At 50.9% G+C, this 22200-nt stretch carries 16 protein-coding genes; 4 read left to right on the forward strand and 12 right to left on the reverse strand.

Features of this window, described 5'->3' with window-relative positions; all coding sequences use genetic code 11:
* Window position 1: 1 nt before the first annotated feature.
* From wcaD to wza, 7 genes are all read right to left on the reverse strand, one after another.
* A complete protein-coding gene (wcaD, locus tag D9597_RS05510; RefSeq protein ID WP_000107816.1) occupies window positions 2-1219 on the reverse strand; it encodes a colanic acid polymerase WcaD in 1218 nt (405 codons plus the stop codon).
* Window positions 1194-2411 carry a colanic acid biosynthesis glycosyltransferase WcaC gene (gene wcaC / locus D9597_RS05515; RefSeq protein ID WP_130221826.1) on the reverse strand — a complete coding sequence of 406 codons (1218 nt, stop codon included), beginning with the start codon at window positions 2409-2411 and terminating at the stop codon, window positions 1194-1196. Before wcaC ends, wcaD begins: the two co-directional genes overlap by 26 nt.
* Window positions 2408-2896 carry a colanic acid biosynthesis acetyltransferase WcaB gene (gene wcaB, locus D9597_RS05520; RefSeq protein WP_130221827.1) on the reverse strand — a complete coding sequence of 163 codons (489 nt, stop codon included), beginning with the start codon at window positions 2894-2896 and terminating at the stop codon, window positions 2408-2410. The genes wcaC and wcaB overlap by 4 nt, the downstream gene beginning before the upstream one ends.
* A gap of 2 nt (window positions 2897-2898) precedes the next feature.
* Entirely contained in the window at window positions 2899-3738 is an 840-nt protein-coding gene (wcaA, locus tag D9597_RS05525; protein ID WP_130221828.1) for a colanic acid biosynthesis glycosyltransferase WcaA, read from the reverse strand.
* 92 nt (window positions 3739-3830) lie between these two features.
* Window positions 3831-5993 carry a tyrosine-protein kinase Wzc gene (wzc, locus tag D9597_RS05530; protein ID WP_130221829.1) on the reverse strand — a complete coding sequence of 721 codons (2163 nt, stop codon included), beginning with the start codon at window positions 5991-5993 and terminating at the stop codon, window positions 3831-3833.
* Window positions 5994-5995: 2 nt separating this feature from the next.
* Window positions 5996-6439 carry a low molecular weight protein-tyrosine-phosphatase Wzb gene (gene wzb / locus D9597_RS05535; RefSeq protein ID WP_000482901.1) on the reverse strand — a complete coding sequence of 148 codons (444 nt, stop codon included), beginning with the start codon at window positions 6437-6439 and terminating at the stop codon, window positions 5996-5998.
* A gap of 5 nt (window positions 6440-6444) precedes the next feature.
* Window positions 6445-7584: a polysaccharide export protein Wza gene (gene wza / locus D9597_RS05540; RefSeq protein ID WP_000978094.1), complete on the reverse strand. Its 1140-nt coding sequence runs from the start codon at window positions 7582-7584 to the stop codon at window positions 6445-6447.
* 659 nt (window positions 7585-8243) lie between these two features.
* On the opposite strand from wza, the gene D9597_RS05545 reads away from it, so the two are divergent.
* On the forward strand, window positions 8244-9827 hold the full coding sequence (locus tag D9597_RS05545; protein ID WP_130222025.1) for a TerC family protein: 1584 nt from the start codon (window positions 8244-8246) through the stop codon (window positions 9825-9827).
* Between the two features lie 459 nt (window positions 9828-10286).
* On the opposite strand, the gene asmA is transcribed toward D9597_RS05545, so the two are convergent.
* The 3 genes from asmA to udk all read right to left on the reverse strand — a co-directional run bounded on the left by asmA (window position 10287) and on the right by udk (window position 13476).
* On the reverse strand, window positions 10287-12140 hold the full coding sequence (gene asmA / locus D9597_RS05550; protein WP_130221830.1) for an outer membrane assembly protein AsmA: 1854 nt from the start codon (window positions 12138-12140) through the stop codon (window positions 10287-10289).
* 21 nt (window positions 12141-12161) lie between these two features.
* Entirely contained in the window at window positions 12162-12743 is a 582-nt protein-coding gene (gene dcd, locus D9597_RS05555) for a dCTP deaminase (RefSeq protein ID WP_130219374.1), read from the reverse strand.
* Between the two features lie 91 nt (window positions 12744-12834).
* Complete coding sequence (gene udk, locus D9597_RS05560; RefSeq protein WP_064529458.1) at window positions 12835-13476, reverse strand: uridine kinase; 642 nt, start codon at window positions 13474-13476, stop codon at window positions 12835-12837.
* 318 nt (window positions 13477-13794) lie between these two features.
* Between udk and D9597_RS05565 the strand changes: the two genes are divergently transcribed.
* The gene (locus tag D9597_RS05565; RefSeq protein ID WP_130221831.1) at window positions 13795-17112 is read left to right on the forward strand and encodes a diguanylate cyclase; all 3318 of its coding nucleotides are present in this window, start codon (window positions 13795-13797) and stop codon (window positions 17110-17112) included.
* Window positions 17113-17208: 96 nt separating this feature from the next.
* On the opposite strand, the gene alkA is transcribed toward D9597_RS05565, so the two are convergent.
* The gene (gene alkA / locus D9597_RS05570; protein WP_130221832.1) at window positions 17209-18057 is read right to left on the reverse strand and encodes a DNA-3-methyladenine glycosylase 2; all 849 of its coding nucleotides are present in this window, start codon (window positions 18055-18057) and stop codon (window positions 17209-17211) included.
* 133 nt (window positions 18058-18190) lie between these two features.
* Between alkA and yegD the strand changes: the two genes are divergently transcribed.
* Window positions 18191-19543, forward strand: coding sequence for a molecular chaperone (gene yegD / locus D9597_RS05575; RefSeq protein WP_130221833.1), 1353 nt, complete (start codon window positions 18191-18193; stop codon window positions 19541-19543).
* 12 nt (window positions 19544-19555) lie between these two features.
* On the opposite strand, the gene yegI is transcribed toward yegD, so the two are convergent.
* Window positions 19556-21502 (reverse strand): protein kinase YegI, encoded by a 1947-nt coding sequence (yegI, locus tag D9597_RS05580; protein ID WP_130221834.1) that lies wholly within the window; start codon window positions 21500-21502, stop codon window positions 19556-19558.
* Between the two features lie 199 nt (window positions 21503-21701).
* On the opposite strand from yegI, the gene D9597_RS05585 reads away from it, so the two are divergent.
* The gene (locus D9597_RS05585) at window positions 21702-22163 is read left to right on the forward strand and encodes a DUF2314 domain-containing protein (protein WP_130221835.1); all 462 of its coding nucleotides are present in this window, start codon (window positions 21702-21704) and stop codon (window positions 22161-22163) included.
* The last annotated feature ends 37 nt before the right edge of the window (window positions 22164-22200 follow it).

Below are 22200 nucleotides of genomic sequence, written 5' to 3' on the forward strand. Positions count from 1 at the left end.
CTTACCTCGTAATATTTAACGCTTTTCGCAAAATAAACGGACAGACGATTAAAAATGCATATTCCGGGCTAAATATCGAACCGGTAAAAAACAGCGACACCGGAGTAAAAAGATATAATTGCACGCGAAAATTGCGGTTATCACCAAAAGCGTTGATCATCATTTTTATCACTTTCCCCATGTACCACAGCGATAAAAACACTGCGAACCAGGAAAAATAAATAATCAGCAGATACAAACCATTGTCTATGGTTTTTCCGACATCCGCACCGTTAAATATTCCGAATGATGCGACATATTCATAAAGTGAGCCAAATCTGACTACACCGTCAATATGGGTCAAAGAATAACCGACCATCACCAGCGGACCGACAATACGATAATATGATGACGATCCTTCTGTACCTAAATCGCCCAGACGGGTGGAAATATAAGGAAACGCGATTACCACACCAACCAGGAATACAGCCAGAGAAATCAATGCTAACGGTAACTTTTTCTTAATCGCCTCTTTATTCAGATATTGAAATGCCCACTCCAGCAAATAAAACAGGATAAAGGTCATAACCCCTGAAAACGATCCGGATAATATTATTCCTGCGAGAATCATAGCATCTGTTTTAGGCGTTTTGATACCAAACTGTTTGATGCTGAGCCAAATTGAGATTAATGCCAGAGCGAAAAATGCCGGTTCGAAATAAAGTGCTGTCGTGCGCTTGCCGCCGAATTTAATGAAATTCAGTACATAACTGTTGCTGTAAATCAGATACTTCGAAATCGACTCCATAATACTGCTGCCGCCGGTGAGGATAATTTGCGCCATCTCCACCGCCGCCAGCGCCACCACCAGCCCAACCACCAGATAAAAGAAACGTAATATCTTGCGATGGTTGTGTGGCGAAATTGTTTTAAAACGAATACTCCACACCATGCCAATAATGATCACGATATAGACAAACAGCATGGTTGAAGTGACGTATTTACTGGCATCCAACGACTGACCAAACAGGTAGTTAAACGCCGTGAGCCCCGCGCCAATCCCCAAGGCAATCATCAATTTTTTAACGCTGATGCGCTCTAAAAACAGCAGTAACAAGACAGGTAAAAAAGTGACGATGGTGATGGGGAAACTTTCGCCAAGCTGGGCGATTTTGACGTTAACCAGCAGGTAAATCAGCGGCAGCAGCAAGTAGCTACAGATTCTGATAGAAGTTGACATACTCCTCCAGCATCTGTTGTCCACTGTAGGCGGCGCGGCTGCGTTGGCTGAACTCAGCCAGCGTGGTACCAAATATCGCCTGCGCGATTTCCGGTTTGCTTAACTGCACCAGTTGCAGCACCTCTTCTTCACTGACGGTTTTACCGCCGGATTTTTGCAGCACTTCCCGCGCCGCATCGCTATGGGTTGCAATCACCGGCACGCCAATCGATAGCGCCTCACACAAAATCAGCGGGTAGTTATCGACGCGAGAACTGAACACCAGCGAATCCATCTGATTGAGCGCGCTCATTAACTTACGTTTGTCGGTTTCAAAGCCGTGATTAACCACGTTGCCAGCGGTGAACGGCGAGAACTTACCGAAGGTATGCAGTTCGATTTTGTCGCCCAGCGCCATCATCTCGCGCACCAGTTGCTGGTTAGTTTTGCCGTCGTAACGCAGGTCATGCGCCACCACCGCGATTTTCGGCTTGCCCTGAGTTTCGCGCACCGGAGGCAGCTCCGCCAGAATCGCTTCGGTTGCCATATCAATGCCATTATTGATAATCCGGCAACGCCCTGGACCGTACAGACTATTGAAAGCGTCAGCCACATGCTGGCTGGGGGAAATAAACTGACAGCCCAGCGCCAGCATCTCGCGGAATAACTGGCGTTTGCCCGCCACCAGTTGGTGTGCGCGATCAATCTTCACCGGCGGATAATTATTTAAGGTCGGGCATTTCTGGCAGCCCGTTTTCCAGCCTTCGCAACCGTCGGTAAAGGCGCAGCGTCCGGTAACGCTCCAGTGGTCGTGTAGCGTCCAGACCAGCGTGACGTCCGGTTTGTGGTTTTTCACCTTTTCGCAAAAGCGCACCACGCTGTTAAGATTCAACCAGTAGCTGTGCAGCACATGAAAATGCAACACCACCGGACCCGCTGTGCGAGTAATGGTGCGATATAACTCATTGAAATTGCCAAACAGATCGCGATTAAACAGACGAAACAGGGCAATGTTCGCCATAGCGGTCATCCGCGGCGTATGTTTGATGACCTGCGGATAGTTTTGATGGCTGACGCTCTCTTTGCCGCCTTTGCCGTAGCCGTAGACAAAATGTGACGCCAGCCCCTGTTGCAGCGCACGCTGGTGGAGATCTAACGCCACACCTGCCGCCCCGCCTTCCGCCAGTCGCACATTAAATTGCAGAATATTCATTTAATTACCTTCACTCGCGCTTTTTCTCCCACCACCAGCGCGTTATCCGGGACAGAGTCGAGCACCACGCTGCCCGCGCCCACGGTGACGTTGTTACCAAGCGTGATATCACCAAGAATTATGACGTTGGCACCGAGTTCGACGCCGTTGCCAATGTGTGGACATGCCATGTTATCGGCACCACGATTGCCGATAGTGACGCCGTGGCGAATGGTGAAATCATCCCCCGCTACCACGTTTTTATTGATCACTACGGCGTAACCGTGATGGATAGTGAAACGGCGACCAATGGTTGCGGCGGCCTGGATTTCATAACCGAAAAAGCATTCGGTGATAATGCGATACAGCACCAGCAGCGGGGCCGCCCACAGATTGTTGAGGACGTTCTTTTTGCGCCACACTGAACAAAAATGAGCGCCGCGATAGGCAAGAACCATGCAGCACGGGCGTAAACTCCAGCTGTTGGCGCGCAGATCTTCCAGCATCTTTAGCGCCCCCGAATACCATCAGCCAGACGTTTGCCGTTACGCACCGACAGCAGCGTCAACAAGGTGCGCCAGGTCATACGTTTATTGCGGATCTGGTAGAGGGTAAACAGCTGATATTTTTTGCTGGCACGGTCGAATTTGTCTTTGTGCTTGCGATAAAAGTGGAAGTATCCGGAGAATTTTTTCGGTGACGAGGTGATCTGCATTTCGCCGTGATTGATATGCAGGATCTGCGTCGCCTCTTCCACTTTCCACGGTTCGCCGTACTCCACTACCATTCGCAGGAAGATGTCGTAATCCTGTGCTGCTTTCAGTTCGGTATCGAACAAGCACTCTTTGAAACGCCATGCCCAGGTAAAGACCTGGTTGCCAATGATATTGCGTTTGTAGAACAGGCGGCGTGAATACGGCGATTTGGGATACAGCGGCAAACTTGCCGGTTGGGAATAGACTTCGCCCTGGCAAACGTAGTCGTTAGCGTACAAAAAGGCGTGAGTGACCAGTTGCTGTTTATGGGCGAGGAAGACGCTCAGACGGTTGGGTGTCCATTCATCATCATCATCGATCCCGGTGATGTATTCCCCTTGCGCCAGCATAATCGCCTGGTTACGTACCGCGCACGCCCCGCTGTTAATGTCGTTGTGAATGTAAGTGATACGCGGATCGTTGAGGGCGGTGACGTAATGTTGCAGTTGTTCCCAGGAGGTGGAGCAATCATCGACGATGATCATCTCCCAGTTGTTGAAGTCCTGGCGCAGGACCGATTTTATCGCCCGAATCGCCAGTTGTTGGCGGTTCCAGGTTGGCATATAGATTGAGATCAGCGGATTATCTTTCATAGGTTGTTCTCCCGGCTTATGAGCTGGTTTGCTTGCCGGATGCGGCGTGAACGCCTTATCCGGCCTACGGGGCGGTGCGAATACAAGCGTCGTTATTTCGCATCCGACTTATATTCGTATTCGTAATAGCCATAATCCTGATACGCGCTGGCGCGGCGGAAGATGGAGTTCAGAATCACCCCTTTCACCGGAATACCGTTTTGCTCAAAGCGGCTCAGACTGGTTTCCACTTCTTTCAATGTGTTGACCGCATAACGCGCCACCATTAACGTGGTTCCAGCGTGACGCCCGACAATTGCTGCATCGGTCACTGCCAGAATCGGCGGCGTATCAATCAACACCAGGTCGTAGTTTTTACTCGCCCAGCTCACCAGTTCAGCAAAGCGTTCGCTCATCAACAGTTCAGAAGGATTTGGCGGCACCTGACCGCGCGGGATCAGGTCAAATTTGGCAATCGAAGTGGGTTTAGCAGCGGTAGTAATATCGCCCTGACCAATCAGAATTTCCGACAGACCATTGACGTTATTGGTGCCCAACAGCTCGTGGGTGTAGCCTTTGCGCATATCACAGTCGATCAACAACACCCGTTTATTGGTCTGGCTGATCACCGCCGCCAGGTTGGCGCAGACAAAGGTTTTACCGATTGACGGGCTAACCCCGGTCATCATCAACACATTGTTCTGCGCCTGCATCATCGCGAAGTGCAGACTGGTACGCAGACTACGGATGGCTTCAATTGCCAGATCGGTTGGATTCCCCACCGCCAGTAGCTGACTCTGTTTATAGCGTTTAACCCCTTTGATGGTTTTGACACTATCGCGCGCTTTTTGCCATTCCGACAGCGGGATGCTGGCATAGACGCTAATACCGTGTTCTTCCAGCACCTGCGGGCTTTCGATGCCGCGATTAAACAACGAGCGCAGCAGTACACCCACGATAGAGAGCATCAGGCCCAGGATAATCGCGCCGAGGATAATCAGCCCTTTCTTCGGTTTAAGTACACCTGGCTGGGTGATTGCCGGGTCAACAATGCGCACATCGCCGACGGTGCTGGCCTCGGTGATTTTCAGCTCCTGCTCTTTATTCAGCAGTTGCATATAGACCTGCTGACCAGACTCGACATCGCGGGTCAGGCGCACAATCTCCTGCTGAGTTTTCGGCATCGCCGTTACGCGACCATTAAGTTTGGCTTTTTCGTCTTCCAGCGCCTGACGTTTCTCCAGCAGCGTGCGGTACGCCGGATGAACTTTGGTGAACAGCTTGGAGATTTCCGCCTCTTTAAACGTCAGTTCGTTCAGCTGCGCATCGATGTTCACCATCGAATCGAGTACCGCTTTTGCTTCCAGCGGCAGATCAACAGAATCTTTATCCTGACGGAAGGCATTCAGTTTGTTTTCGGCAACATCAAGGCGGCTACGTACTTCCGGTAACTGTTGCGCGAGGAAAGCGAGGCTTTTCGACGCTTCCGCCGATTTGCGCTCAATATTTTGTTCCTGATAGTTACGGGCGATGCTGTTAAGAATGTCGCGAATCTGTTCGCGATCTTCACCGGTATAAGTCAGGCTCAGTACGCCTGCGTCTTTGCCGTTCTCCGTTACCGTCAGGCTGTTTTGCAGTTGATTGATCATCCCCAGCGTGGAGTATTTGGTGACGGTAAACTCACTGCCCGGGCGGGCGTGAATGGCTTCAACCATCAGCGTGACGCCTTCTTTTTTCAGCATCTGGCCCGCTTGCCCACGGGCGCTAAAGCCGCCATCACTGCTCAGGGTGTAGTTTTTATCGTCCAGCACATTAAGCGTAAACACCTGATCCGCCATCTCTTTCGGGCGGTTAAAGGTGGTCACTTTCACCGTCTCGTTCTGACGCCCCATCAGGCGATCCCAGCCCGCACCGAAAATCGGGAACGTGTTTTTGCTCACTGCAATATCGAGGTCGAGATCGTCCACCGTTTTACCAAGCACCAGACGTGAACGAATCAACTGGATCTCGGCGTCCGATGCTGGCGGTTTATTGGCTAATGCCGAGCCGATATCCTGCACCAGCGAATTGCCGCTGCTTTGTTCGATTTGTACCAGTGCGTCGGCGCTGTATATCGGCGTAGCGAAGAAGGTGTAAACCACGGCACAGAGGGCAAATACGGCGGTGATGCCAATCACCCACCAGCGCGCTTCAATGACGGTGCCGACCAGGCGACCAATATCGATTTCATCACTGCCCGTTACCGGAGCGGCATGTTGTTTTACTTTTTCTGTCATTCTTATACCTGCTCTGCGTTCAATGCCTGCGCCCACTGGCGGGCAGACCGTTCAAGTAATGTGTACACCGCTGCAAACGTTTCCCGACTTTTGCGATACGGATCGGGGATTTCACATTCGTTATCCCAGTGACCAAACAGCATCACTTTGCCGCGCATCTCAGGTGCCATCTCGCATAAGCGTTCGATATGGCGCTTTTCCATGGTCAAAATCAGGTCATAGTTGCGACACAGGCGGCGGCTGATTTGCCGTGCACAGTGACCTTCCAGAGACAGTTGATGTTCTGCGGCGACGCTGATAGCGGTAGGATCTGCGCCCTTACCGACCAGCGCGCCGAGTCCAGCGGACTCCACTTTCAGCTCCGGGTGATAACGTTGCAGTAAGCGTTCCGCCGTCGGGGAACGGCAAATATTGCCGACACAGACAACTAAGATGTTGTTAAACATGACGATTACCAGTTATGAATGTCGCTGGCTGTATCCGTCATGTAACGGACACCGCTAATAGTTGGCAGCAACTGATTGATCAGACGGTTCCAGCGGGAAACCGGGGCGGTGGTAACATACACCACGTCATAAGGTTGCAGGCGGAATTCTGTCGCCATCACCAGCGACGTGGCATCGGACATATCCAGCTGGTAGATATTGGCAATCTTGCCGTTACGCCCGCCCTCGCCTTTCAGCGGACGAATGACAAAGATGCCGCTGGCGTTGGAGGTGGTCATGTCGATGCCTTCAGCATTGCCCAGGGCTTCAGTCAGGGTCATGCCGCTAAAGTCCATTTTCAGGGTGCTCTGTTTCTTCACTTCACCCATCACAAACACTTTCAGATCATCATTACGCGGCACGTAGAGAATATCGCCGGGGTAAAGCAGGCGATTCTGGTTGAGGTCGCCGTTTTGCATCAGCGCCTGTAAAGAAATGCGTTCTTCACGACCATTGTGTGTTAGCACCACGTTGCGCCAGTCAGCGGTGTCGGTCAGGCCACCTGCGGCGTTGATGGCGTCGAGAATGGTCAGAGGCACGTTGGTAATGGCCTGTTGACCGGATTTATTCACCTGACCGGAGATATAGGCTTTTTGCGAGCGGAAGGCGGCGATATTAACGTCCACCTGCGGGTCAGCGATGTACGTCGCTAAGCGCCCGGTAATATCACTGCGGATTTCAGCGAGCGTTTTTCCCACCACGTGAACCTTGCCGATATACGGGTAGAACATGGTGCCGTCAGGCTGTACCCAGTTGCCGGTGTCGCTGGAGCTGCGATACTGACCGGCTGGCGTAGTGAGTTCCGGGTGATCCCAGACAGTGACATTAAGAACGTCCCCCGGCCCGACGCGATACTGGTAATTCGCGATCTCACTTTCCAGCGTCATATTGGGGCGCGCTACATTCGGGCGTGGGCGTAATTGATCAATCAGACGCGGGGTCAGCGGATAAACATTCACCATTTTGTCGAGATCGAAATCAGCGTCCTGCTGTTTGATGACGTCTTTCCCCATCGTCGACATATTGCTGCCCGGAAGTACTGTGCAACCGCTTATCAAGGTTACTGACACCAATAATGGCATCAATTTCATTTTGGATTTCATCATTGTTTATTTATCACTTTGGCAGAGTAATTATCCTGTGCACTATTAATAGCAATGTCGCCATGCACATTTACCTTGCAGTTAATTGAATAAAAATTTAACTGGCATCAGTCCTAAAAAAATTGATTTCATCCGCAGGCTATTGACAGAATAATTCAGACTGGTCTTTCAGGCATCCAGACACGCTACCGCCCCTGGCTTTTTAGCTACCAATACACTGATTTAGTTTAGATTTTCTAACTCTTTCATCATGCAGCCGTTTATGAAAAAGCGTTATTACGTGAATTAATTTTCCAGATATAAGGCGGCATTATGGTATTTGAATATTGGCGTTCCAATAATGCAGGAGGAAGTGTTACAGCTAACGGAATAGCAGGCAAGGTAACAATTCGGCAATTAGCTATTTTTAAGAATTATATTAAGTGTCATTCAATATGGTTTTTAGGAGTTTCTTTATGTTGACAATAATTAATATGGCGTCTTCACATGCGATATTTCTTAAATAATATTTTATTATTACCACTTTTAATTCAGGGATAATGCGATGTTATAATCCTCAAATAATGTGAGATAAATAGTGCCGCAACATTGCATTTTTGCCCTGATTTATCCATGATCGAATTGTGACATTTGTCATACAACGAATAGGTTTTGTACTTACTATGGAATGGATTGCCGATCCGTCTATCTGGGCCGGGTTAATCACGCTGATTGTGATCGAACTGGTCCTCGGCATTGATAACCTGGTCTTTATTGCCATCCTCGCCGAAAAACTACCGCCGAAGCAGCGTGACCGCGCACGGGTTACCGGGCTGCTGCTGGCAATGTTAATGCGCCTGTTACTGCTGGCGTCTATCTCCTGGCTGGTCACCCTGACTCAACCGCTGTTCAGCTTCCGCTCGTTTACCTTTAGCGCCCGCGACTTAATCATGCTGTTTGGTGGTTTCTTCCTGTTGTTCAAAGCCACGATGGAGCTGAACGAACGGCTGGAAGGGAAAGACAGCAATAATCCCACACAACGCAAAGGTGCGAAGTTCTGGGGCGTAGTGACGCAAATTGTGGTGCTGGACGCCATCTTCTCACTCGACTCGGTGATTACCGCCGTCGGGATGGTCGACCATTTACTGGTCATGATGGCCGCCGTCGTTATCGCTATCAGCCTGATGCTGATGGCCAGCAAACCGTTAACCCAGTTCGTTAATAGCCATCCGACCATCGTCATACTCTGCTTAAGTTTCCTGTTGATGATTGGCTTTAGCCTGGTGGCGGAAGGTTTCGGATTCGCCATTCCGAAGGGCTATCTGTACGCTGCCATTGGTTTCTCGGTGATGATCGAGGCGCTCAATCAGTTGGCTATCTTTAACCGGCGACGTTTTCTCTCCGCTAACCAGACGCTGCGCCAGCGGACTACCGAAGCGGTAATGCGCCTGTTAAGCGGACAAAAAGAAGATGCGGAACTGGACGCCGAAACCGCGTCCATGCTGGTGGATCATGGTAACCAGCAGATCTTTAATCCGCAGGAACGGCGGATGATTGAGCGGGTACTTAATCTTAACCAGCGTACCGTCAGCAGCATTATGACGTCACGCCACGATATTGAGCATATCGATCTCAACGCGCCGGAAGACGAGATCCGCCAGTTGCTGGAGCGAAATCAGCATACGCGGCTGGTCGTTACCGACGGTGATGACGCAGAAGATTTGCTCGGTGTTGTTCACGTTATCGACCTGCTACAACAGTCACTGCGCGGCGAACCGCTCAACCTGCGGGTGTTGATTCGCCAGCCGCTGGTGTTCCCGGAAACCTTGCCGTTGTTACCTGCCCTGGAGCAGTTCCGTAATGCCCGCACACACTTTGCTTTTGTGGTGGATGAGTTTGGCTCGGTGGAAGGGATTGTGACATTAAGTGACGTCACTGAAACCATTGCCGGTAACTTACCGAACGAAGTGGAAGAGATCGACGCCCGCCATGATATTCAGAAAAATACGGACGGTTCCTGGACGGCGAATGGTCATATGCCGCTGGAAGATCTGGTGCAATATGTGCCGCTGCCGCTGGATGAAAAACGTGAATATCACACCATTGCCGGGCTATTGATGGAATATTTGCAGCGTATTCCAAAACCTGGCGAAGAAGTTCAGGTGGGGGATTATTTGCTTAAAACGTTGCAGGTGGAAAGCCATCGTGTGCAGAAGGTGCAGATTATTCCGCTGCGTAAGGATGGCGAGATGGAGTACGAGGTGTGATGGCATGTAGGCCTGATAAGACGCGTAAAGCGTCGCATCAGGCGTTTCGTTCAACCGGGAGAGTATGTGACATTGAAGGCTGTTCCGTTCACTTTATGTTCCTCGCTACTATGGAACGCTCAAGTCGGTGAACGTGCCAGGGTGGCTCAATCGCCACCACCCTGGCAACCCGGGCTCCCGGCGGTAAATCGCCGCTGGCGCGGTCCCCTCATCTTATTCCTTTCGGCTATCGGGTACGGGCGCGAGGTAACATCCCTGTAAAACGCGCCCTCAGCCCACATCCATGTGGGCTGCCCCGGCCTACAGGAAACGATTCGGCGATTTACAGCCGGACCAACCCCCTCGCGGAAATATCTTGCTTTTACTGATGATTCATCTTTGCTGAAAGTAATCTACGTGATTGCCTGATGCGACGCTTTACGCGTCTTATCAGGCCTACAGGACAGGTCACCTGGTAACTTACATCTTCTCCAGCAACTTCTTCACATCTTTGCCATTGCGGGAATCTTTATTCCGCTCGGCCCAGTCGTTAAGACGGCGTTTGGCTTCGTCCTGTAAGTGTTTACGCAGTAACTGATCCACTTGCAGGCTGTAATTGAGTTGCTGCCAGTTGCCATAAACCCGCAGAGGAACCGGCGTTTCTTTGAGGAAATCAATCAGTTTGCTTTCCCCGTTCCAACCGCCAATCACACGAATGTCAAACTGGGTGTCGCAGGTTTGATCTGCCAGATTCAACGTGCCAGCCCCTGAAAGCGCCAGCACTGGCGATTGACCTTGCATGTCGTTTAACGTCACGACACCATCCTTCAACGTCAGATCGGTGGTAAAGCTATCAAGCCGCGTCACGTTATCGAAGTTTTCAGCGGCCTTCACATCACCGCCATTACGTTCTACCGCTTGTTGGATCATCTGCTGGAAGTTCATGCCTTCCATGCGCGTATCGGCCATTTCGACATGCGCCGTCCCCAGCCAGGTGTGGCGGAATGCGTTGGCATCAATATCAGCACCAGAGAAATCCCCCGCCAGCGACATTTTCCCCGTTAGTGAGATGGGGTAGTTGAAGGCATTCAGGATGGTGCCAATCTCGACATTTTCCAGCCGGGGATGGAAAACTATACGCGGATGTGAGGCTGTTGCATCCAGCGTACCCGGTAACGACACGACACCGTCGTTAAGTTTGCCCTGCAACTGGATAATCTCCAGCAGCCCCGCCTTGTTGGTCATTTGCGCAGTAACATCGGCAAAATCCATTCCACGCCAACGCACGTTATTGGCCTGCAACAAAATATCTGCCGCAAAGCCTTTCAGCCCCTGATACGCAGGTTCATCAATGCGTGAGGAAATTACCGGACGTGGCAGCGTCGGTTGGCTTTGCCCCTGTTGAGCAACGCCATTTTGCTTAGTCATCACCTCATTCATCGGCAGCAAATTATCCAGATTTAACTGGGCAAATTGCAGTCTGAGCAGCCATTCTGGCTTCTCAAGCAGCGCTACCTGCGCCTGACCGGTCAGATTACTGTCGTTAGCGGTTAAATTGATTTGTTCAAAGGAGAGACGTTTTTGCGCTTCCTGCCACTGAGTCCTGAACTGACCATGGCCCTGAATCCCCTGCTTCGGAAGATCAGCGCCCTGCAGTTGCCAGTCAATCTGTTGAATATCTGCCGTTAAATCATGCGGGTAATCAGAAGCATCAACAGTCCCCTTGAGCGCTAACGTGAGATCGCGTTGGTCGCGATTTACCCGACCAGAGAATTCAAACGAACCGCGATGTTGTGGGTCCTGCTCCATTTGCAGGCGGATATCACGTACCGTAACCTGTTCGTCATTTTCATGCTGGAACACCAACACGCTGTCACTGACCCGCAGACTGGCGATATCGAACGACCAGCCACGATCTTCCGCATCATCAGGTAACGTATTGTCTTTCGGGGCTATTGGGGCGTCTTCACTGCGCACTGCTTCTGTTTCCGGCGTCAGTTGAATGACTGCCCCTTTGAGCATGACTTGCTTAACGCTGAGTTGATGACTCAATAAAGGCCACAAGGCCACATCAAGGCGCATATTATCGGCACGTACCAGCGGTTGGCTGGCCCCGTTGGCCGTTAATATCATGCGACCAGAGAGGATACTAAGCTGCGGCCAGACGTGCCAACGCAGTGGCCCGTCGAGCTGCAATTGATAACCGCTACGTGCAGCAACCTGCTTGACCATATAGTCACGGAAATCATTCGGATTCACCAGCAACACTAACGCAGATAACCCAGCCACCAGCACGACCAGGAGTATCATCAGCGTCGTCAGAAATCGTCTCATGGTATCCTCAATGGGCCTGAATTAGTCTTTATCGATACGGCTAGCGACTGCGCCCTGCTGGTTGCGATATTTCGCATCTTCACGGCGGTTATACGGACGCGCTGCCGGACCTGAAAGCGGCTCAAAGCTCAGCGCGCCAATCAGCATACCCGGACGCAGGGCCAGCGGCAGCTTACCGGAATTGTAGAACTCCAGCACAATACAGCCAGACCAGCCCGGATCGATACGGTGCGCAGTGACGTGCACCATCAGTCCCAGACGCGCCAGTGAGGAGCGCCCATCCAGCCAGCCCACCAGATCGGCTGGCAGCGTCACTGACTCCAGCGTTACCGCCAGTGCCAATTCTCCCGGATGAAGAAAGAAAGCTTCGCTTTCATCAAGCACAATTTCATCGCTCATCACCCGGTCAAGCGCGGCGCTCACTTCGTCTTTAGGACCGCTCAGATCGATAAACGCTGCCGTGTGGCCACGGAAGGTACGAAATTTATTGCCCAGGCGTACATCCACCGTCGCACCATTAATACGCTCCACGGGTGGACGTGGGTTGATCGACAAACGGCCTTCATCAAGCCAGGCTTCAATATCTCGGTCACACAGACGCATGGCATTTTCTCCTTTCGCGCATCACTCCCTTAACGCCAGTTACGTCAAGGGCATACCAGGTTATCACTGAACGGTACACAATTTACCAAGCTTATTCAAAGAACTGACTTATTTTCGCTTTCAATATATCGATCGCGATGCGGTTTTTACCGCCGCGCGGCACAATGATATCTGCATACTGTTTAGACGGTTCAATGAATTGCAGGAACATCGGGCGCACGGTTTTTTGATATTGCGCCATTACAGAATCCATCGAGCGACCACGCTCATTAACATCGCGCTTAATACGACGCATCAGGCAGATATCCAGTGGGGTATCCACAAAAATCGAGAAGTTCAGCTCGTCGCGCAGACGCGCATCCGTCAGCAGCAAAATGCCTTCGAGAATAATGACTTTCTTCGGTTCAACCTTCACCGTTTCTTTCATACGCGTATGTTCAACGTAGCTGTAAACCGGCAGGTCGATAGCCGAGCCGCGTTTCAGCGCCTGCAAATGTTGCAGCAGCAGGCTGTGATCCATCGCGCTGGGATGGTCATAATTAGTTTTAACCCGTTCTTCCATCGACAGATGGCTTTGATCTTTGTAGTAACAGTCTTCCGGAATAACGCCGATGTGTTCATCACCGACTTGTTCACGTAATTCACGATAAAGGGTACTGGCAATGAGACTCTTGCCGGAAGCCGATGCGCCTGCGATACCGATAATGACGCACTGATGAGACTGATCAGTCATAAATTTAGCGACCTGAATAACCTGGATGTTAGGAAGGGGGCGCCGAAGCGCCAAACGCGGCAATTATAGGGATTTCATCCGCGTGATACCAGTCGAATAGCGTTGCCTTGCTCTCAGAGTTAATTGTTGACGATCAATTCCCTGATGCAAATTTAATTGCTCAGTTATGACGCAAAGTGAAAAATGTTATGCATAGTTGCGCAAATTATCCGCCATTACGTCACTTTATGAGCAATTTGCATATAAAATGTAAAACTTTTGTACTAGCATAAACACAGATACCAATACTGACGGCCTGGCCATGCGGATAGAGCGGTAATGAGTAAACCATCACAGCGTGTTTTAATTACCTTACCTCATCCTCTGCTTCACCTCGTCAGTTTAGGTTTAGTCTCGTTTATCTTTACCCTTTTCTCGCTTGAGCTTTCGCAATTTGGCACTCAGCTTGCGCCGCTATGGTTCCCCACTTCCATTATGATGGTGGCGTTTTACCGCCATGCCGGACGCATGTGGCCTGGTATTGCGTTAGCCTGCTCACTGGGAAACATAGCCGCATCCGTGCTGCTCTTTTCCACCAGTTCGCTCAATATGACCTGGACGGCTATCAACATTATTGAAGCCGTCGTGGGAGCAATGCTGCTGCGAAAATTATTACCGTGGTATAACCCGCTACAAAATCTGGCTGACTGGCTTCGTCTTGCATTTGGCAGCGCCATCGTTCCACCTCTGTTGGGAGGGGGGCTGGTTGTCCTGCTGACGCCCGGAGACGATCCTCTCAGGGCTTTTTTGATATGGGTACTTTCAGAATCCATCGGCGCCCTGGCGCTGGTACCGCTGGGCCTGTTGTTTAAACCGCATTATCTATTACGCCATCGTAACCCACGACTGTTGTTTGAAACGCTGCTGACGTTAGCGATCACATTGACATTAAGCTGGCTTTCGATGCTGTACCTGCCGTGGCCTTTTACTTTCATTATTGTGCTGCTGATGTGGAGCGCCGTGCGCCTGCCACGAATGGAAGCCTTTTTGATCTTCCTCACGACAGTGATGATGGTTTCGTTAATGATGGCTGCCGACCCCACTCTGCTTGCCACGCCGCGAGCGTACCTGATGAGCCATATGCCGTGGCTGCCATTTTTGCTGATTCTGCTTCCCGCCAACATCATGACCATGGTGATGTACGCCTTCCGCGCGGAACGTAAGCATATTTCCGAAAGCGAAACACGCTTTCGGAACGCCATGGAATATTCTGCTATCGGCATGGCGTTGGTGGGTACTGAGGGACAATGGCTGCAAAGCAACAAAGCCCTGTGCCAGTTTCTCGGCTACAGCCAGGAAGAACTGCGTGCTCTCACCTTTCAACAGCTGACCTGGCCGGAAGACCTCAATAAAGATCTGCAACACGTTGAGAAGTTGATTAGCGGTGAAATCAATACCTATTCAATGGAAAAACGTTACTACAACCGCAATGGCGATGTTGTCTGGGCGCTGCTTGCCGTCTCACTGGTGCGCCACACCGATGGCACGCCACTCTACTTCATTGCGCAGATAGAAGACATTAACGAGTTAAAACGCACCGAGCAGGTGAATAAGCAACTGATGGAACGCATCACGCTGGCTAACGAAGCGGGCGGGATTGGTATCTGGGAATGGGAGTTGAAGCCGGATATTTTCAGTTGGGATAAGCGGATGTTTGAACTTTACGAAATTTCCCCGCATATCAAACCAAACTGGCAGGTTTGGTATGACTGCGTGCTGCCGGAAGATCGAGAACACACCGAGAAAGTCATCCGCGATTCGCTGCAGGCTCGTTTGCCTTTTAAACTGGAATTTCGCATTACGGTAAAAGACGGTATTCGTCATATCCGCGCACTCGCCAATCGGGTTCTGAATAAAGAAGGTGAAGTCGAACGCCTACTTGGTATCAATATGGATATGACAGAAGTAAAACAACTCAACGAGGCGTTGTTCCAGGAAAAAGAACGTCTGCATATCACCCTGGACTCTATCGGTGAAGCGGTGGTCTGTATTGATATGGCAATGAAAATCACCTTTATGAATCCAGTCGCTGAGAAAATGAGCGGCTGGAAGCAAGAAGAGGCGTTGGGCGTTCCGCTGCTGACGGTACTGCATCTTACAACTGGTGATACCGGGCCGTTAATTGAGAACATTTACAGTGCCGACACCTCACGTTCTGCTATTGAACAGGACGTGGTTCTCCACTGCCGTAGCGGTGGCAGCTATGACGTTCATTACAGTATTACGCCGTTAAGCACCCTGGATGGTAGTAGCATTGGTTCGGTGCTGGTGATTCAGGACGTCACCGAAGCACGCAAAATGCTACGTCAGCTTAGCTATAGCGCCTCCCACGATGCCCTGACGCATCTGGCGAACCGTGCAAGTTTTGAGAAACAACTGCGAATACTGCTGCAAACCGTTCACAGTACGCATCAGCAACATGCACTGGTATTTATCGATCTTGATCGCTTTAAAGCAGTAAATGACAGCGCCGGGCATGCGGCCGGCGATGCTTTGCTGCGCGAACTGTCTTCGTTGATGCTGAGTATGCTGCGCTCCAGCGATCTACTGGCACGACTCGGTGGTGATGAATTTGGTCTGTTACTGCCAGACTGTAATGTCGAAAGTGCCCGTTTTATCGCGACGCGCATTATCAATGCGATTAATGATTATCACTTTATGTGGGAAGGTCGGTTACATCGGGTAGGAGCAAGCGCCGGGATGACGTTAATAAACGACAGTAATCACCAGGCAGCAGAAGTTATGTCCCAGGCCGATATCGCCTGTTATGCTTCGAAAAATGGTGGTCGTGGTCAGGTCACAGTTTATGAACCACAGCAGGCAACTGCACATAATGAACGGACAGTGATGTCGCTCGATGAACAGTGGCGGATGACTAAAGAGAATCCGCTTATGATGATTGCCCACGGCATCGCTTCGCCGCGAATAACGGAAACGCGGAATTTGTGGTTGATTTCGCTTAAGCTCTGGAGCAGCAAAGGCGAGTTGATTGATGAACAGGCATTCCGCCGTAGCTTCAGTGATCCGGCACTCAGCCACGCGCTTGACCGCCGGGTATTACGTGAATTTTTCCAACAAACAGCAAAAGCGGTTGCCAATAAAGGTTTAAGCATCGCCCTCCCCCTTTCCGTTGCAGGGCTAGGCAGCGTCACTCTGGTAGACGAATTGCTTGAGCAACTGGAACAAAGTTCATTACCACCACGGTTGTTCCATTTGGTAATTCCGGCAGAAGCGATTTTCGACCACGGGCTGGCTGTACAAAAACTGCGGCTGGCCGGCTGCCGGATCGTACTCAGCCAGGTAGGACGCGACCTACAAATATTCAATATGCTCAAAGCAAATATGACGGATTATCTACTGCTTGACGCCGAGTTATGCGCCAGCGTACAGGGCAATTTAATGGATGAGATGCTGATTTCGATTATTCAGGGGCATGCCCAGCGGTTGGGTGTGAAAACCATCGCCGGGCCAGTAGCGTTGCCATTGGTATTGGATACGCTTTCTGACATTGGTGTTGATCTGATTTATGGCGATGTGATCACCGAGGGCCAGCCTCTGGATTTGCTGGTTAATAACAGTTATTTCGCGATTAATTGAGGGAGCGTTTCCCTATCGCCTGATGCGACGCTAACGCGTTTTATCAGGCCTACAATTCGTCCGTTCCGTAGGCCGCGCCGCATCCGGCGACCAGCGTCATACTTCGTCTGGTTGCCAGCCTTCCGTATACCAGATATGCAACAACGCATAAGAACGCCAGGGCTTCCAGCGCTCGGCATAACGGCGGATTTGTGCTGGCGTCATTCCTGGAAATCGCTGTTTAATCAAATAATCATCCGGCAGGAAAACATCTTTCGCTTGCCAGCCACGTAAGGCGAAATAATTCGCCGTCCAGCGCCCGATACCCGGAAAAGTTTGCAGCGTTTTCATCGCCTGCTCCACATCGCCCGGTATTGTCATTGGTAAGGTACTCTCCAGCGCCGCATTTGCCAGATGAATCAGCGCCTCTGCCCGTTTCAACGGCATGCCTAACGCTTTTAATGCCTGCGGGTCGGCGGCTGCCAGCCGCTGAGGCGTGGGGAAGCAGATATACTCCGGAAAATCATCCAGCCGTTCGCCATAAAGCTGTACCACTTTGGCAGTCAATTTTGCCGCCATCGCCACGCTCACCAGTTGGCCTAATATAGCGCGCACGCCCTGTTCAAAAGCATCTACGCTGCCAGGTAAACGCAATCCAGGCCGCGCCGCGCCTAACTCGCCCAACGCCTCGTTAACAACCTGCGGGTTACATTGCAGATCAAATAAGCGGCTCATTTTCGCCAGGCACTCAGCGGCAACGGGTTCTAAACCTGCACTTAAATTTATGTGCAGAGTATGGCGGGCGATATCCGGAATAGCAGTCACCACACCGCGATATTCGCCCACCGCCAGACTACGGGCATAATAATCGTCAGCGACAGTTTCCACACCGCTCACCGCACGGGCGGCGAGAAATCCCAACATCCACGACCAGTCATACGGCGGCTGCCAGTTCAGGGTATACATCGCATCTCCTTATTCATCCGCTTTCAGCATAAACGTTATTCAGACGTTACGCTTTGCTTTCATATTCCGGTTGTCGCGACGGCAACATTTCGCTAAAGTCACGCCCCTTCTTCACCGGCATGGGGATTATTTCGTGTTTATTGGTTTTGATTACGGTACAGCAAACTGTTCAGTGGCGGTCATGCGCGACGGTAAACCGCAATTACTGAAAATGGAAAACGACAGCACGTTGCTGCCTTCAATGCTTTGCGCGCCAACGCGTGAAGCGGTAAGCGAATGGCTGTACCGCCATCATGATGTTCCGGCAGACGACGATGAAACGCAGGCGCTGTTGCGTCGGGCGATTCGTTATAACCGCGAAGAAGATATCGATGTTACGGCGAAAAGCGTGCAGTTCGGTCTTTCCTCACTGGCACAGTACATTGATGATCCGGAAGAAGTGTGGTTTGTGAAATCACCAAAATCGTTCCTCGGTGCCAGCGGCTTAAAACCGCAGCAGGTAGCGCTGTTTGAGGATCTGGTCTGCGCAATGATGTTGCACATTCGCCAGCAGGCGCAGGCGCAGTTGCCAGAAGCGATTACCCAGGCGGTGATTGGTCGCCCGATCAACTTCCAGGGGCTGGGCGGCGATGAAGCAAACACCCAGGCGCAAGGGATTCTGGAACGCGCAGCGAAGCGTGCCGGGTTTAAGGATGTGGTATTCCAGTACGAGCCGGTAGCAGCTGGGCTGGATTACGAAGCCACCTTGCAGGAAGAAAAACGGGTGCTGGTGGTGGATATCGGCGGTGGTACGACTGACTGTTCATTGCTGCTGATGGGGCCGCAGTGGCGTTCGCGTCTCGATCGTGAAGCCAGCCTGCTGGGTCACAGTGGTTGCCGTATTGGCGGTAACGATCTGGATATCGCACTGGCGTTTAAAAACCTGATGCCGTTACTGGGCATGGGAGGCGAAACCGAAAAAGGCATCGCCCTGCCGATTCTGCCGTGGTGGAATGCGGTTGCCATCAACGACGTACCTGCGCAGAGTGATTTCTATAGTAGTGCCAACGGTCGCCTGCTTAACGATCTGGTACGCGATGCCCGTGAACCGGAAAAAGTGGCCCTGTTACAGAAAGTCTGGCGTCAGCGTTTAAGTTATCGGCTGGTGCGCAGCGCGGAAGAGAGCAAAATTGCGCTTTCCAGCGCAGCGGAAACCCTCGCATCGCTGCCGTTTATCAGCGACGAACTGGCTACGCTGATTAGCCAGCAGGGTCTGGAAAGCGCCCTCAGCCAACCGCTGGCGCGGATTCTGGAACAGGTGCAACTGGCGCTGGATAACGCCCAGGAAAAACCGGATGTCATCTATCTGACCGGCGGTAGCGCCCGTTCGCCGCTGATTAAAAAGGCTCTGGCAGAACAGTTGCCGGGCATTCCAATTGCAGGCGGCGATGACTTTGGCTCCGTCACCGCCGGGCTGGCACGCTGGGCGGAAGTGGTGTTTCGTTAATTGAAAACTGGCTCAGCAACGGCTTAAATCAGCCTGCGCCTGAGCCAATTTTTCTGCCGCCTGACGTAACGGTTCCATCAACGGCATGGTCCGTGCTGGAGCATGAAGGCGGAATCGCTGCAACTCTGTCGCTCCGACAGTCAACGCCGATTCCAGCCGATGTCGTTTGGCGGCCATTTTCGCCATTACCGCTTGTCTGTCTGCTGGCGTTACCGCTTCATTCGGCCTGAACACAAAACGGCGTTCGCAACTCGCTTTCCAGTCGATAACTGCCTGGGTCAGATGGTCGCCAAACCCTTTCACTTGCTTAACACCACGACGGGTAACATCTGCCGCTGTTTCAATACCAAAGGACCGTAACGCCGCTTTACGCGCAGGGCCAACGCCGGGAATAGAGGCAACATCAATAAAAAATCCCTCCAGAAACTTCTGCTTCTGCCGTTCCCTTGCGGTGTCGTGAAGTGCTGCCAGAGCGCGTGTTTCTTCTTCCGGTAACCCGAGAATTTCGTCCTTCATTTTTTCGAGCATCGCCCGTTTGGCGATAAAACCTTCCAGCCCGCCCAACTGTTGGATCTGGCTGACTAAATGGTCATAGTCCATTTTCGCGCGATTAAATGCCTCACGGCGTTGCTGGATTTCTGCTTTGTACGCTTTGCTTGTCAGACTGCCAATAATCCAGATAGCCGCCAACACTGGAACCAAAATAATATAACGCGGTTCTGCCTGAAGGCCGCAAAGCAACAGCGATAACGCTGACAGTGCGATCTCAATCAGAATGATGTATTCGCACCGTAACAGGCCTAAAGGAAGCGGCCTGCCAGTCGGTTGGAAATGATCGGGTAATGGCAGTTGCAATGCTGGCGGTGCTACTGACGACGTTACCATCGCCCAGACTTTCGCCAGCACAAAATCACCGCCGGTGGTAATGACCTCTTCGCCGAGATCAATAAAATAGATAACGCCTTGATTATCCAGCGTACACCACGGGCAGTCGGTCAAATGAGCGGGGTAAACATGCATTGCCGAAACGGGACATTTCTTTAACTGTTGGCGTAGAGAATCCAGTGCTGCTACCCACGCTTTAGCCGTCGGACGCCCGGTTGCCACGCCACTTTCCGTAAACGCCTGCTGAAACATGGCTTCAACATCACTCGGTAACATCGATAGCGGAATAGATCGTGGCGGCGGTTTTAAACCACGTCGCTGATTATCTGACGCGTAGGCATAACGGAAATGGGCAATATCCGTCTCCAGCGCATTACCCGCTTCAGAGATAAGCGGTACACCGGAATAAGGATGCCGCCCACCAAACAAGACGTGAAATATCAGCAACGCAAGGCCAAAATTATCGTGATTCGCGGTGCGTTCAAAGCCAATAAATGATGGCAAGGTTTGTAGCTCTGGCGGCGTAAAATGCGACACGCCGACTTCGCATAAATGCAGCGTGCCATTGGCGTTAATCTGAAAGGAGTCGCTATCGATCAACACCACTTTGCTGTCACGGCCTACCATAAAGCTGTTCTGGTTTACGTCACCCACGACGTGCCCGTGCTCGTGAACCGTAGCAAAAGATGAAGCAATATTGCGCGCAACATAGAGTAGAAAATCCCACGCACAATGAGGGTAACTCTGGCGGCGATGTGCCGGGCTATAGATCATATGAATCGGTTCTTTACCTGAAACTTTTGGCATCATAAAACCGATAACCTTCCCGCCTCGTCCGCCATGAAGCGTTGCTTGCGGCCAGGCGACATAATTCAGCAACTGTGCGTCAGCTGTCGCAGCCATAAAGGCAAGTTTGTCCTGTTTTAAGGCGGGTGGCGGCGTGTGATAAATTTTGGCGACGCTATCGACAAACTCCTCGATATCATAAACCGCGCCTTCGCCACCTTTGCCCAGTTCACGGCCAAGAGTGGTTAATTCACCTGTCGATGTAAATACTTTTATATTTGTTTTCATAATATTTCGCGGGCAGCCATATTATATTTCAATGAATAATAACAACTGACCATTAAAATTATTTCTATATGGGGAAACCCCACTCAATAATAAAAATGATAATGCAATTCTATCAGGATACAATTCAATTTCTGCCTGATAATGATTAACTTCCACAGGTTTTTGCTAACTTTTACTACACAGGGATTCTGGAGAAAAAATGAAAAAGATATTACTTATGTTGAGTCTGCTATTTTTTACTACCGCGGGCTATTGTGAGATTTCGGATACGTTAGTGACAGGAGGTTATGATAAACAAGCGATGTCTGACGCGATTAAACATGCGCGAAAAGAAACTGATAAATTCATCGAGGTTATGAATAAAAAAGATGCCGATACTTTCGCAGTCAAAGCCCCGATAACCGATCACGGAAGAACCGAGCATTTCTGGCTCACAGATGTCACTTATTCTAATGGCATGTTTATTGGCGTAATCAGCAATGACCCTGGTATTGTTACAAACGTAGAATATGGCCAGGAGTGGAAAATCAAGAAAGAAGATATTTCAGACTGGATGTATACGCGCGGAGATAAAATTTACGGTGGTTATACCATTGATCCTTTATTGGTCACCTATCCAAAAGAAGAAGCCGACGAGCTAAGAGCAAAATTAGTTCGCTAATCAGCCGTTATATTGATTGTTTAAACTGGCGGTTGAA

It is taken from the genome of Escherichia sp. E13S3 (assembly GCF_004212325.1).
GTDB lineage: Bacteria > Pseudomonadota > Gammaproteobacteria > Enterobacterales > Enterobacteriaceae > Escherichia.